The sequence below is a fragment of the Acinetobacter sp. SwsAc4 genome, assembly GCF_013391535.1.
Lineage (GTDB): Bacteria > Pseudomonadota > Gammaproteobacteria > Pseudomonadales > Moraxellaceae > Acinetobacter.
In genome coordinates, this window is record NZ_JACAXC010000033.1 from 1 (window position 1) to 13,221 (window position 13,221).

At 38.3% G+C, this 13,221-nt stretch carries 13 protein-coding genes and 3 pseudogenes; 13 read left to right on the plus strand and 3 right to left on the minus strand.

Translation table 11 applies throughout. The features are described from left to right. The 8 genes and pseudogenes from HYG88_RS13105 to HYG88_RS13140 form a co-directional block, all read left to right on the plus strand. A pseudogene (locus HYG88_RS13105) lies at positions 1-111 on the plus strand (IS701 family transposase); the annotation flags it as partial. A gap of 190 nt (positions 112-301) precedes the next feature. After that, the gene (locus HYG88_RS13110) at positions 302-1,354 is read left to right on the plus strand and encodes a hypothetical protein (protein ID WP_178883241.1); all 1,053 of its coding nucleotides are present in this window, start codon (positions 302-304) and stop codon (positions 1,352-1,354) included. 138 nt (positions 1,355-1,492) lie between these two features. Continuing rightward, positions 1,493-1,636, plus strand: a complete 144-nt coding sequence (locus tag HYG88_RS13115) for a hypothetical protein (protein WP_004665293.1) — start codon at positions 1,493-1,495, stop codon at positions 1,634-1,636. Between the two features lie 125 nt (positions 1,637-1,761). Then, on the plus strand, positions 1,762-2,340 hold the full coding sequence (locus tag HYG88_RS13120; protein ID WP_087547297.1) for a DUF4126 domain-containing protein: 579 nt from the start codon (positions 1,762-1,764) through the stop codon (positions 2,338-2,340). 66 nt (positions 2,341-2,406) lie between these two features. Further along, positions 2,407-3,294, plus strand: a complete 888-nt coding sequence (locus tag HYG88_RS13125; protein WP_087536637.1) for a DMT family transporter — start codon at positions 2,407-2,409, stop codon at positions 3,292-3,294. Positions 3,295-3,873: 579 nt separating this feature from the next. Continuing rightward, positions 3,874-4,326 carry a hypothetical protein gene (locus HYG88_RS13130; RefSeq protein ID WP_087536636.1) on the plus strand — a complete coding sequence of 151 codons (453 nt, stop codon included), beginning with the start codon at positions 3,874-3,876 and terminating at the stop codon, positions 4,324-4,326. Between the two features lie 177 nt (positions 4,327-4,503). Beyond that, on the plus strand, positions 4,504-5,169 hold the full coding sequence (locus HYG88_RS13135) for an RluA family pseudouridine synthase (protein WP_005218885.1): 666 nt from the start codon (positions 4,504-4,506) through the stop codon (positions 5,167-5,169). A gap of 239 nt (positions 5,170-5,408) precedes the next feature. Next, complete coding sequence (locus HYG88_RS13140) at positions 5,409-5,774, plus strand: ribonuclease E inhibitor RraB (RefSeq protein ID WP_087547294.1); 366 nt, start codon at positions 5,409-5,411, stop codon at positions 5,772-5,774. Positions 5,775-5,840: 66 nt separating this feature from the next. On the opposite strand, the gene HYG88_RS13145 is transcribed toward HYG88_RS13140, so the two are convergent. Further along, positions 5,841-6,308: an Lrp/AsnC ligand binding domain-containing protein gene (locus HYG88_RS13145; protein ID WP_004665270.1), complete on the minus strand. Its 468-nt coding sequence runs from the start codon at positions 6,306-6,308 to the stop codon at positions 5,841-5,843. Positions 6,309-6,444: 136 nt separating this feature from the next. Here HYG88_RS13145 and HYG88_RS13150 point away from each other — a divergent pair, with 136 nt between their 5' ends. From HYG88_RS13150 to HYG88_RS13165, 4 genes and pseudogenes are all read left to right on the plus strand, one after another. Further along, positions 6,445-7,701, plus strand: coding sequence for a D-amino acid dehydrogenase (locus HYG88_RS13150; protein ID WP_178883242.1), 1,257 nt, complete (start codon positions 6,445-6,447; stop codon positions 7,699-7,701). A 24-nt stretch (positions 7,702-7,725) separates the two neighbouring features. Further along, entirely contained in the window at positions 7,726-8,829 is a 1,104-nt protein-coding gene (alr, locus tag HYG88_RS13155; RefSeq protein WP_178883243.1) for an alanine racemase, read from the plus strand. A 10-nt stretch (positions 8,830-8,839) separates the two neighbouring features. Continuing rightward, positions 8,840-9,199: a RidA family protein gene (locus HYG88_RS13160; protein ID WP_005163469.1), complete on the plus strand. Its 360-nt coding sequence runs from the start codon at positions 8,840-8,842 to the stop codon at positions 9,197-9,199. A gap of 191 nt (positions 9,200-9,390) precedes the next feature. After that, positions 9,391-10,825 (plus strand): annotated as a pseudogene (locus tag HYG88_RS13165) (amino acid permease). Between the two features lie 426 nt (positions 10,826-11,251). Here HYG88_RS13165 and HYG88_RS13170 read toward each other — a convergent pair. Together HYG88_RS13170 and HYG88_RS13175 are read right to left on the minus strand one after the other, a co-directional pair. Further along, positions 11,252-12,511, minus strand: coding sequence for a type II toxin-antitoxin system HipA family toxin (locus HYG88_RS13170; RefSeq protein WP_178883244.1), 1,260 nt, complete (start codon positions 12,509-12,511; stop codon positions 11,252-11,254). A 4-nt stretch (positions 12,512-12,515) separates the two neighbouring features. Further along, positions 12,516-12,818, minus strand: coding sequence for a helix-turn-helix transcriptional regulator (locus HYG88_RS13175; protein ID WP_087539453.1), 303 nt, complete (start codon positions 12,816-12,818; stop codon positions 12,516-12,518). A gap of 177 nt (positions 12,819-12,995) precedes the next feature. Here HYG88_RS13175 and HYG88_RS15465 point away from each other — a divergent pair. Then, a pseudogene (locus HYG88_RS15465) lies at positions 12,996-13,132 on the plus strand (hypothetical protein); the annotation flags it as partial. Positions 13,133-13,221: the final 89 nt, after the last annotated feature.

The window sequence follows — 13,221 nt, forward strand, 5'->3', positions numbered from 1 at the left end:
GAAAATGTATATCGTTGGCAGAAGAAATTATTTAGACCAATCATCAAAGACTTCATTGATGACTTTATTCTCGATAAAAATCATCTCCTACCACAGAGAATCTATAAATAATAGTGCGTAAGTCCTAGAAAATATAGAAAAAAGTACAATATTTAGTAAGTTCTTAATAAATAAATTAGATTTAGATGGACAAATTAATATTATAAAAAAACTAACTAATGATGACTTTTTAAAAGAAAATCTAATTAGTAATTTAAGGGAATCTAATAAAGATATTCAGGGGGTTTTAGTTACCCCATTAATGGTAAATTTTTATTTTTATTTGTATAGAACTGAGCAAATAAAAGGAACCGATATTAAATTATTCTATAATCAACTATTTGATTTAACTTTAAGAAAGCATGATGGGACAAAGTTAGTATATAGCCGAGATTATGTAACAAAGCTCTCATCTTCTGAATTGCAGTCTGTTTTTGAATGTATTTGTTTTTTAAGCTGTAAACAAAAAACATTCTTTTTTAGTGAATATAATTTTATAGAGTTGGTTGGTAAGGCAATTAAATTTGAAAAACTTGATTGCTCTATAAATGATTTAATTAGAGATTTGACTACTGGAATTTGTTTTATTTGTAGAGAGGGGCAAACATATGCTTTCTTACATACAAGTATACCTGAGTTTTTTGGAGCAAAATTTGTTTTAAAACATGTTGGTCTTACTGGTTTAATGAAAGAGATTATTGATAATTATCAAGATTATATTAATCTGGTTACTTATATGAAGACTATAGATGAGAAGTCATTTTTATTGAATTTTTTAAAGCCAATATTAGATGAAAATATAGATTACTTTAAGTCAAAAAGAGTGTTGGATGATATTTATATATCGTCTAAACTTTATGATAAAAATAAAGGCAGTGGTAATGTTGTTAAGATTTTTACTTTGTTTGATCGAAGTATTCATCCTTATATTGCATTCGACTTTAAAGAATTTATTAAGCCTTCGATGAAAGAAGATATTAATAAGAAATTTAAGCGTGGAAAGAAAACTAAATATCAATTTTTCTGGAGACCTAGACGGAAATCTTCTGAAAATACGGATGAAATTGAGCAAAGTGAAAATTATTTTCTTCATGAGCGATTGGATAATATACCAGAAACAACAACAACAGCAACTAGAACTGAAACTGTTGCTAGAATGAAAAATGAAGAGTTTAAGGCAATTACCGAAAACTATTCACAGCGATGTGAGAATATTGAAAAAGCATTAAATTTATATATTCTCCGACTGGAAGAATGGAATAATAAAATTTTAAAATTTCAAGAGGTTAGTGTCGAAGATCTACACTTTAGTTAGCCATTGATAAAGCAAGTTAGATTTTTTGATATGGCTTTTAACCTTTCCGCCACCACCATTCGTCAGGAAGGTCAATAAATAATCAAAACTATCACGCTATAGTATATGAACCATTTCTAAAATCTATGGAGAACAAAGATGGTTACTGCTGGCGAAAGACCTGGAACTGGCTTCTATTTTTGTGTCCAATGCGGACATCGCACCTATTTAGAAATTGGTACTGATCGTTTACCTCCGTGTACCAAATGCCTTGGCAATCAATTCAACAGCAAGAATGCCTAAGCCGCAAACACCAAACAGTTACCCACTGTTTTGATGAAAGCCCTGTCACTCGATAGGGCTTTTTTGTTACTGTAAAATATGAAATAACAAGATAGCGATATCTGACAAAAATAAGGAAAACCCAGATGGAAACAATTTTAGGACTTTGTATCGGCGTAGGATTAAGCGCAGCCTGTGGTTTTCGTGTCTTTGTTCCTTTATTGGTGATGAGCATTGCAACCCTGATGGGCTGGTATGAGCCTGCAAAAGGCTTTGAATGGTTAGCGATCCCTGCCGTATGCGCTGCACTTGGATTTGCAACCATCTGTGAAATCGCAGCTTATTATGTGCCGTGGGTCGATAATCTCTTGGATACCATCGCTACGCCTGCTGCTGTAGTGGCAGGCACACTAAGTACGATGGCAGTCAGTAGTGGAGAAATGTCACAGTTTGCGACGTGGGCAGCCGCGCTGATCGTGGGTGGCGGAACAGCAGGTGTGGTGCAAATGAGCACGGTAGCTGCACGTGGCGTTTCAACAGCAACCACTGGTGGACTGGGGAATTTTGTAGTGGCAACAGGTGAGTTGATTGGCTCAATTGTTTTGTCGATTTTGGCATTTGTGATGCCTGTCGTGATTACGGTATTTGTGATTATTCTGGTGATTGTGGTCGCACGTTGGATACATAAAAAGAGAAAAAATCAGATCAATCCGTCAGCGTGTTAATAACACTCGAAAAATCACAATGAAGCGAGTAAATTACACAAACATTTTGATGGTGCGTTGGCGTTTATGGCTTTTACTTGGATTCTATTTACGATCATGGCTGCGTTTATGCAAGCATGGCGCAACGCATTTCAAAAACAGCTCAGTACCACAGTCGATGCCTATGGGACGACATTGGCTCGATTTATCTTTTCTCCTATTTTTGCGTTTAGTTATTTAGCATTTCTTTATCTGCATCAACCTGTCACTGTTCAAGCCCATTTTTCCAATACATTTTGGCTTTATGTAGTGATTGCAGGAATCAGCCAAATTTTTGCGACAGCGTTGATGGTGAAACTATTTCAACAAAAGAACTATGCGATTGGTATCGGGTTGGCTAAAAGCGAAGCGATTTTGGCAGCCTTGATTGCAGTGGTTTTTCTACAGGAGCGGTTGACCACTTTGGGCTGGGTTGGTGTATTGATTGGGGCAATCGCAGTTTTTTTATTGAGTAAAGGTCGACATAGTACGCAACTTTCCTTCAATACTTTAATCATTGGTTTAGGCAGTGGTTTATGTTTTGCCATTACTTCACTTCTGGTGCGTGAAGCCAGTTTAGAGCTGAGCATGTTGCCATTTTTGCATCGTGCAGGATGGGTGTTATGCAGTTTGATTAGTTTTCAGTGTATTGCATTATTGCTGTATTTGGGAATCTTTAGTCGCAGTACGTTGTATAACATGTGGCAACGTCTTGGTCTGACCTTTCGTGTAAGTATTTGCAGTTTTTTAGCATCTTTGGGATGGTTCAGTGCCATGAGTATGCAAACTGTGGCGATTGTGAAAACATTGGGTCAGATCGAAATTCTATTTAGCTTATTGATCTCAGTATTTTTCTTTAAAGAAAAGTTGGCAAAGACGGATCATTTAGGTTTATGGCTGGTAATTGTGGCGGCCATTATGGTGATCTGGGCATAAATTTAGGTTTTAAATGAAAAAATACACATCTAAATTGGAATATATTGAAATTTAAATCAGATATTTTTTATTGAAATGGAAAATAATTCTTATTGTTAGATTGGATATGCAAAATTATTTCATTAGTGGCGAAAAATACCAGTTTTTAGGAAAACAATCCCGCACTGATCTGCCTAAACTATGTCTCAAGGGTTGAGGAACGATTAAAGTTCCGTAAGGGGATCGAAAAGAGTAGCATGCACCGATGCTTATAAAGCAAGTGTGTACAAACCCAAAAGGTCTCGATTCGGCTTAGGACGCTATAGATCAAAAGTCTATAGGCAAAGGTTATGGCTTACAAAGTCATAGGTGTTGAAGTAAACAACATGTTTTCCCTTGATACCCTAAAAATTTAATATAAACAGAATATGACCAATCAGATATAAATAATAAAAACCCGATCAATGAATTTAAATATAAGTGTGAAATAGGTCTTATAATATTTGTTTTTTGAATATAAACTCCTGTTTTTATAATAAAAAACAAAATGATATAATTGAAACTAGAAAATTGATCATATTGGAAGAGGTCATAAAAATAATGAAAGAATTCGATCTTAAAATACGTTATCCGCATCAAACTAATCGAAATGAAGCTGATCATTTGGGTGCTTTTGATTTAGAAACGATCGTTGCTCGTTTCGATGAGATGGGATGGCGTCAGCAATTGGTTCGTCAATTACAGCTAGATGGTGTAAGTACCAGCTTTATTGTACGAGATGATTACACTGAACAAACCTTACGCATCACAATAGATGCCTTTTCACAAACACAGCAGCTTGAATTTAAATTAGAAAGCGATATTCCTGTGTTTATTCCTAAAAAAGATTTATTCGGATTGGTGACACGTAAGAGCAAAGACACGATTTCTTTTAATTACTTAACGTTGAGTCGTGCCAAAGAATATTTGATTACTTTTTTAAATCGAGACATTGCAACTTTAGAGCAGCTTTATAAAGACAGTTTAAATAAAGCGATAAAAACAGCATCATAAAAATATACGAGTTAATGTCGTAACAATAATAATCAAAACAGGCAACGACATTAACTCTAGACATCTTCAATCGCATTTCAATAGAACGAGTTCTCTGTTCAGGATTTCATCTCAAAATTCGTTTTTGGCTGAGAACTCGCTATAATTGCCCCGCTTTATTTAGAACCTTTACTGCTCATGCCCCTAAATGACAACTTTATTTATCTACCGCCGCAAGATCCACTTGAGATGATCTATGAGGATGAAGATTTAGTGGTGATTAATAAGCCAGCAGGGCTATTGTCGGTCATGGGGCGTTTGCCTGAACATCAAGATAGTGCGTATTTGCGCGTTTTAGCACAATATCCTTCTGCTAAAGTGACACATCGTTTAGATATGGCAACATCAGGATTGTTAATGTTCGCGAAGCATAGAGATGCTGAAGTTGCGATTAGCAAAATGTTCCAAGCACGAACCGTTAAAAAATATTATGTGGCACTTGTGCAAGGACAGATTCAGCAAGACGGCAGTGTGGAAGTGCCCTTGATTACCGATTGGGAAAATCGTCCTCGTCAGATGGTGCATTTTGAATTGGGAAAGCCTGCCAAAACGCTATTCCAATCAATTGAGTATGACGTGACAACGGATCAAAGTAGAGTGCGTTTAGAACCAGTGACAGGTCGCTCACATCAGCTTCGTGTACATATGATGCATATTGGGCATCCCATTATGGGCGATAAACTTTATCATCCTGAACCTGCCAAATTCCATTTTAAACGTATGGCATTGCATGCCACCTATCTTGCTTTCCAACATCCATTAAAACAATCTGCGATCGAGCTTGAGTCGGTAGTTCCTTTTTAAAGTATGCTCAAAAGAGCATTCTCAAAGAAAAGCATAGTATGGCTAGTCAAATTTGAAGATCTATAATACATTATAAAATCATATAATGTTTTGAGCCTTTGTTGGATGAGATGGATGCGAATAGTTAAAAATTTCTATCCTTTTTTGATGATCATATAATTGTTGCGTCTAAAAACTGACATAAAAATAGGTTAATCTATAGCCAATCATGAAATCAAAACATAACAAAGGATATTGATATGACACGCGACTATGAACAATTTCCAGACAATGATAATGGTAATGTCTTGTGGCAGATGGTTGAAGATGGCAATGATCTCACTGAGCCACATGAAGTTGAATTTTCGATTGTGTTTGAAAAACAAGAGCAAGTTGAAAAATGTGCACTTCATCTGTTGCACCAAGAACAAAAGATCTCACTTTATCAAGAAGAGTTACACTCAGATGGCTCAGATATGTGGGTGTTGAATATCCATATTAATATGATGCTTGAATACAATGATATTGCAGACTTAGAAGAGTGGATGACACGTATTGCACAAGAGTTTGATGGTGAATATGACGGTTGGGGTTGTATGAGCTATATCTACGACGAAGACGAGTAATTATACCTATCAGCCTGCATCTGTAGGCTGAAACATTTTTAATCGTTGGTAGGATGCAATTTAATCTTATTTACTCACATCCAAATAAAGACTTTCTTTGACTTCTTCCATCACGACATAGCTATGTGAAGATGCCGAAGCAGGTAGTTTTTTAAGTAAATCACCTAATAAACGTCGATAGGCACTCATTTCTTTTAATCTTGCTTTCACTAAATAATCAAACTCTCCTGAGATCAAATGACATTCCAAAACTTCGGGAATATCAACAAGGTCACGTGCAACTTGATCAAAAACATCACCAGATTTGGCTGAAAGTTTAATTTCTAAAAAGACCAAAAGACTGCGGTCAACATGGGCAGGATTGAGCCGTGCGTAATAGCCCATGATGATCCCTTCACGCTCTAAGCGTTTAACACGTTCTGAACACGGGGTGGTGGACAAATTGACACGTGAAGCCAACTCACTAATCGCAATCCGACCTTCACGTTGCAGAATATCTAAAATCAGGCGATCAATACGGTCTAATTTACGCATAGATTATTCCCTTTTATTTTAATTTTTTCACGACGAAAACATGAAATTACCTAGATTATAAGCCTAAAAATAGTGAAAAAAACTATTGATGCAAAAATATACTAGTTAAATAAACTAGTGTGCGTGAGGGATTGTTATGCGCGTCATCGTCTTAGGAAGTGGTGTTATTGGTGTAGCAAGTGCTTATTACCTTGCACAGCAAGGTGCTCAAGTGACTGTGCTTGATCGTCAATCGGGTCCTGCCAAGGAAACTAGCTTTGGTAATGCAGGGCAAATTTCCCCAGGATATTCGACACCGTGGGCAGCGCCAGGAATTCCTTTTAAAGCAGTTAAATGGATGTTTCAACATCATGCACCACTAGCCATTAATATTGACGGCAGTATGTGGCAGTTACAGTGGATGGCTCAAATGCTGAAAAACTGTAATCCACAAAGCTATGCAGTGAACAAAGAGCGCATGATGCGTGTTGCGGAATATAGCCGTGACTGTCTGCGTGATCTAAGAACAAAAACTGGCATTAATTACGAAAATCGTTCTAGAGGTACGTTGCAAGTATTCCGTAATGACGCTCAGCTAGAGGCGGTGCAACGTGATATTCAAGTACTCAAAGAATGTGGTGTGGATTTCGATTTACTTAATGCACAAGAGTTAGCACGTGTAGAGCCTGCTTTAGCGCATACCGATAAGTTAGTGGGTGGCTTACATTTGCCAAATGATGAGACAGGTGATTGTTATTTATTCACCAATGCCTTGGCAAAACTGGCACAAGATTTGGGTGTGGAGTTTAAGTTTGATCAGAATGTTGAAAACTTAATTGTTGAAGGTGATGAAATCAAAGGCGTCATGGTCAATGGAGCAATTTTAACAGCCGACCGTTTTGTTTTAGCTTTTGGTAGTTATTCTCGTGACTTCCTCAAACCATTGGCGCTCAATTTGCCTGTATATCCAGTGAAGGGCTATTCATTAACAATTCCAATTGTTGATCCTGCACTTGCACCACAATCCACCGTTTTAGATGAAACTTACAAAGTTGCGATTACACGTTTTGATCAACGTATTCGTGTTGGTGGTATGGCGGAATTGAGTGGTTTTAATCTGGGCTTGAATGAAGACCGTCGTGCCACTTTAGAAATGGTGACTCAAGACTTATTCCCTGGCGGTGATTTACAGCAAGCTTCGTTCTGGACGGGCTTACGTCCAATGACACCTGATAGTACCCCGATTATCGGTGCGACCCAGTATAAGAATTTATTCTTGAATACTGGACATGGCACTTTAGGTTGGACGATGGCATGTGGTTCAGGAAAATTAATTAGTGATCTGGTGATGAATCATCGCCCAGATATTAGTACGGATGGTTTGTCCATTCAGCGCTATTCACACGCAGCATAATTACAGCGTACAAGGAAGTTTGTTATGCCTCGCCCAATTACTGCGGTCATCCATACTCAGGCTTTGCGTCAAAACCTTGAGGTCTTGAGGGCAAGTGTTCCAGATAGCAAGGTGTTTGCTGTAGTCAAAGCCAATGCTTATGGACATGGTATTGAACGTGTTTATGAATCGTTTAAAACAGCAGATGGTTTTGCTTTACTGGATATTGAAGAAGCAAAACGACTACGTGCACTCGGTTGGACAGGGCCTATTCTATTGCTCGAAGGGATTTTCTCTCCTCAAGATTTATTTGATTGTGTCCAGTATCAACTCAGTTTTACCATTCACAATGAGCAACAAGTTGAATGGGTACAGCAGCATATTTACCCCGCACAGTTTGATATTTTCTTAAAAATGAACAGTGGTATGAACCGATTAGGTTTCAAGCCACAACAATACCGCAAAGTCTGGCAGCATCTGCAACGCCTTAATCATGTTTCCAACATCACTCATATGACGCATTTCTCTGATGCTGATGGTGAACGTTTTGGTCAAGCTGGGGTTGAATATCAACTCGCAGAATTTGAAAGCACCATTCAAGATTTACCTGGGGAAAGATCGGTGAGCAATAGTGCTGCCATCCTCAGATACTCATTTCAACTACACTCCGATTATGTCCGTGGTGGCATCATGCTGTATGGAAGCTCTCCCGATTATCCTCAGCATAGTATTCAAGATTGGGGGCTTGCGCCGACCATGAGTTTGCGTAGTGAATTGATTGCAATCCAACAGTTAAATGCCAATGAAAGTGTGGGCTATGGCTCGAATTTTGTCGCTGCGCATGCGATGACCATTGGTATTGTGGCATGTGGTTATGCAGATGGTTATCAGCGTATTTCTCCTACAGGCACCCCTGTTTTAGTCAATGGAATTCGTACTCGAACTATTGGACGAGTCAGCATGGATATGTTGGCAGTTTATTTAACGCCAGTACCGAATGCTGAGATTGGCAGTGAAGTTGTACTTTGGGGAACCTCCAAAACAGGACAAATTCTATCCATTGATGATGTTGCAGCAGCCTCAGGCACAGTTGGCTATGAACTTATGTGTGGCGTAACTGCACGCGTTCCATTTATCACTCAAGACTAAGGAAGTCATCATGTCACATTCAGATATCCAGAAAATCAATAGCACCGAAGTGATGAGTGCTGTCACCGTCTTTAATCAAGTGGTGTATTTATCAGGACAAGTCCCTAAAAACCCCGATTTAGATATTGAGGGGCAAACGAGAGATATTCTTGCAACGATTGAACAGTTACTTGCTTTAGCAAATAGTGATAAATCACGTTTACTTTCGGTACAGCTTTTTCTGAAAGACCTAGCGGATTTTCCTAAGGTCAATGCGATTTATGTCGATTGGTTAAAAGACTGTGTGGCGCCATCACGCGCTACCATTCAAGCTGATTTGGTCAATCCAAATTGGTTAATTGAAATTGCAGTGATTGCAGCACAAAAATAAAGTGAATCGTTTTATTTTTGTTTAAATGAGATTAAAAAAGAAGAAAAGTAACGTATTTGTCATAGATAAAAGTAAGGCAAATATGTATTTTCTTGCAGTCAAAATGAATGGGTCATTTATAAAGGACAGCTGGTTAAGCTCATAAATTAGCGACCGATTCATTTTAGGAAGTAGTAAAAAGGAACTTTTTTATGACGGTGATACATAATCAGTCCTCAGGTGATGATGCACCTCAAGACTTACAACGAAAACTTTCCAATCGCCATTTGCAATTGATTGCGATCGGTGGTGCGATTGGTACAGGACTCTTTATGGGTTCAGGTAAAACGATCTCCCTTGCAGGCCCATCTATTCTGTTCATTTATATGATTATTGGTGGGATGTTCTTTTTCCTGATGCGTGCATTAGGAGAGTTATTACTTGCAAACTTACAGTACAAATCTTTTGTAGATGGCACATGATCTGATTGGTCCATGGGCTGGTTATTATTTGGGTTGGACGTATTGGCTAGGTTGGGTTTTGGTCGGTATCGCTGACTTAGCGGCTGTGATTAATTATCTTGGCTTTTGGTTGCCTGACGGCACAACCTTTACGCCAATTGGTCAGGCGATGATTAGTGCGGGCTGTGTCTTATTTGTCTTAGCGTTGAATTTGCTTACGGTCAAATTGTTTGGTGAAGTCGAATTTTGGTTTGCTTTAATCAAAATTTTGGCAATTATGGGATTAATTGTGGTGGGTGGTTATATGATTTTCAGCCACTTTGTTGCACCACATGGTGGCGTTGCTTCATTTAGTCATATTTGGTCGCATGGTGGGATGTTCCCCAAAGGTTTAGATGGCTTCTTAGCAGGATTCCAAATCGCAGTTTTTGCGTTTGTTGGAGTGGAGTTAATCGGAACAACAGCCGCTGAAACCAAAGATCCTCACAAGAACTTACCCAAGGCGATTAATGCGATTCCGATTCGTATTATTTTGTTCTATGTCTTGGCTTTACTCGTGGTGATGTCTGTGACACCTTGGGATCATATTCGTGCGGATAAAAGTCCTTTTGTTGAATTATTCTTAAATGCAGGGATTGTGACTTCTGCGATTATCATGAATCTTGTGGTGTTATCTTCGGTGATGTCATCCATGAATAGTGGTGTTTTCTCAACGAGTCGGATGTTATTTGGTTTATCGAAAGATGGTCAGGCGCCTAATGCTTTTGGTCGGTTATCAAAGAGTGCTGTTCCAGCCAATGGTCTGATCTTCTCTTGTATATTCATCATGGGAGGCGCGGTACTACAATACTTCGTGCCAAACACGATTGAAGCATTTACCTTAGCAAGCTCTTTATGCGTGATTCTATTTATCAGCGTCTGGAGTCTGATTATGGTGTGTTATATCCGCTACCGTAAGTTACGTCCTGAATTACATGCCCAATCAACATTCAAAATGCCGGGTGGGGTGTTCATGTCTTATGTCGTGATCGCGTTCTTGATGTTTACTTTAGTGATTTTGGCGCTTGAACCCGATACCTTGAAAGCCTTATACATTAGTCCGTTATGGATTTTAATTTTAAGCGTGACCTATCGTGTGCTGTATAAACCGAGAATGCGCCGATTAGATGAAAAGTCAGTCGCTTAGTCAGATAGGTTGACCGAACTAAAACACGGGTGTCTCTATTTCAATGAGGCACCTTTTTTATTGACGAGAGATGATGTATTAAAGAAATCTAAGCAAGAAAAAAGCCCTAATCTTTCGACTAGGGCTTTTTAAATTTGGAGCGGGAAACGAGACTCGAACTCGCAGACCCCAACCTTGGCAAGGTCACCGAGATTTATTCCATTAAATGACGCTAATTATAAGTATATGATTTAATTAATAGTATGTGTTTTTTTAGTGGGGTAAAATTTTTAGCAATTTAGATCATTTAAGGGTATTTTGGTCACTTCATATTGGAATTTTTAGTCTATAAAAGTCACCTATTTTTTGATACTGATTTTCATGAGAAACAACAACACTATATAATTTAATATAATGATTCTTGATCCTCATGAAAATTTTTTATATTCAATTCAATAAATGAATATTATGCTCAATCCTATTTTGGATCATCTGTAGAGTCTCTGTTTGAATTTGTCCAGGTAATAGATTATGAGCGATATTGCTGAATCGGATTGCAACCTTACAAATCGAGCCAATAATTTCATCGACTTCTTGGGCAGAAAGTTCCGCTTCCTGAGTACCAAGTTTTACAAGAGCTTGTCGAGGAATATCCAGTGCCTCACCCATGATATCCATTTGATGATATCCACCTGGCCCTTCACTGAAAGTAACATCATAGGCAGGGGAGAGTTTCCATTGCCCATTTTGGGACATCAGAAATGAAAAGTTTTTGCAATGATCATCTCGATTATTGAAGACTACATTGAAAACAGCTCGCTTGAATGCAATTGCTTTTTCGCGAACATCATTGGTGCAAAAGTGTGCAGCGCGAAGAAAGTTACTGTAGTCTAAACTCCCTGGTGATTTAAAATCAGCTCCGGTGAAGGCAGCTAAACTTTGCATAGGGATACGCATACCATCATGGCGGTCAAATCTTTTTGATGCAAATGCGGTTAATCCATTCGGAAGAGTAAAATATTGAGTATCAGGGGTATCAATATCACAATGACGTAAACATTCTGCATAAACAGCTTCAATTGCACAAACTTCAGGATGCTCTTGCTGAGCGGGAAATTTGATCAGCCATGCTTCATGTTGATGTGAGCTAACTGTTGAGAATTCGTTGGTGACAGGATCACGATAGACGAGTGCTTTTGGCCTTGCACCTTGCGGAGATCCACCCATAATTAATAAATGCTGTAAAAATTCTGCACCTTCTCCTTTGAGAACTTCCTGAACTTCTTGAGCGAGTTTAATCAGTGGAATATTTTTAGTTAATGCTAACTCAGGTGCTGAAGGTTCAAAGGATAATGCCCCCATCGCATGTGTATTAATATACGTGAGTCTTTCTAATGGCCCAATCCGTGCAGGATTGAATCCATTTTTTTTAAATAAGCGATCCATAAGTAGCATGCCCCAACCATCGGGTAAGGCATCATATATAGGACTTGGCAATCCCATTTGATGTGCAGGAAAGTTCGTTCTTAATGGGTCACCTTTTAATGGAAGTAGGTAAGAGGAAAGTTCTAAACCTTTACTGATCGCTTCTGCACTGTATTCAAAGGCGATTAATGGCCGACCTGTGATTGCGGTTGAGGAGACCAGTGTGCCCCAAAGCCAATATTCACCCCATCCATTGTAGTAAACATTAAGTTTTTTGAGCATGGACTTATTTCCTTTTGATACGTTGGCGAGCCGTATTGCTCTCATAGCGGAGAATGTCATTTACACTGTTTAAATGAGGTTTGAAGAGTTCCTCTACTTCTTTTAATCGGCCCAATACCATGGCAACGCGTACTAAATTTTCAAATGAAACATTTCGACCAGCTTCCAGATTAGATACTGTATTCACACTAATACCAGCACGTGTAGCGACGTCTGCCTGAGTCATTTCCAGATAAAGTCGTTCTTTGCGAAGCCTTTCACATAATAAAGTAACAACCTCTTCAGGTTTTTTAAATTTTAAATCCATAATATTGGGTCTTATATCTATATATATATCTATTAAAACACAAAATAATGGATTTATAAAATAAGCCATTTGATCGGTAAGGAGGGTGCTTAATTGGCCTGATTAGATCTTATTAGATTAAAGAAGTCTAATTAGACATTTACAATCTAATAGAGCCTAACAACTTGCTTTAAGCTCAATCAGTTTCGCCTGTTGTCGCGAGGAACCGGTATTTGCTATCAGGTTAATCTGGAATATCTGGCACAAGTGGTTTGGAGCAATGAGGTTATGGGCAGGGGTTTATCTTTTCTGATACCTTATTGGGTACCGATTCACAACTTATTCATCATATTCTGAAAATATTTCTTCAATTTCATTGTGCTGCGGCAATTTATGCTTTTTTATTCACTTCGAATTGTAAATC

Coding starts and splice junctions, on each gene's coding strand:
- HYG88_RS13175 (WP_087539453.1), bottom strand. CDS start 12,818: ATGGATTTAAAATTTAAAAAACCTGAAGAGGTTGTTACTTTATTATGT.
- alr (WP_178883243.1), top strand. CDS start 7,726: ATGCCTCGCCCAATTACTGCGGTCATCCATACTCAGGCTTTGCGTCAA.
- HYG88_RS13140 (WP_087547294.1), top strand. CDS start 5,409: ATGACACGCGACTATGAACAATTTCCAGACAATGATAATGGTAATGTC.
- HYG88_RS13130 (WP_087536636.1), top strand. CDS start 3,874: ATGAAAGAATTCGATCTTAAAATACGTTATCCGCATCAAACTAATCGA.
- HYG88_RS13150 (WP_178883242.1), top strand. CDS start 6,445: ATGCGCGTCATCGTCTTAGGAAGTGGTGTTATTGGTGTAGCAAGTGCT.
- HYG88_RS13125 (WP_087536637.1), top strand. CDS start 2,407: ATGGCTTTTACTTGGATTCTATTTACGATCATGGCTGCGTTTATGCAA.
- HYG88_RS13170 (WP_178883244.1), bottom strand. CDS start 12,511: ATGCTCAAAAAACTTAATGTTTACTACAATGGATGGGGTGAATATTGG.
- HYG88_RS13160 (WP_005163469.1), top strand. CDS start 8,840: ATGTCACATTCAGATATCCAGAAAATCAATAGCACCGAAGTGATGAGT.
- HYG88_RS13135 (WP_005218885.1), top strand. CDS start 4,504: ATGCCCCTAAATGACAACTTTATTTATCTACCGCCGCAAGATCCACTT.
- HYG88_RS13110 (WP_178883241.1), top strand. CDS start 302: ATGGTAAATTTTTATTTTTATTTGTATAGAACTGAGCAAATAAAAGGA.
- HYG88_RS13145 (WP_004665270.1), bottom strand. CDS start 6,308: ATGCGTAAATTAGACCGTATTGATCGCCTGATTTTAGATATTCTGCAA.
- HYG88_RS13115 (WP_004665293.1), top strand. CDS start 1,493: ATGGTTACTGCTGGCGAAAGACCTGGAACTGGCTTCTATTTTTGTGTC.
- HYG88_RS13120 (WP_087547297.1), top strand. CDS start 1,762: ATGGAAACAATTTTAGGACTTTGTATCGGCGTAGGATTAAGCGCAGCC.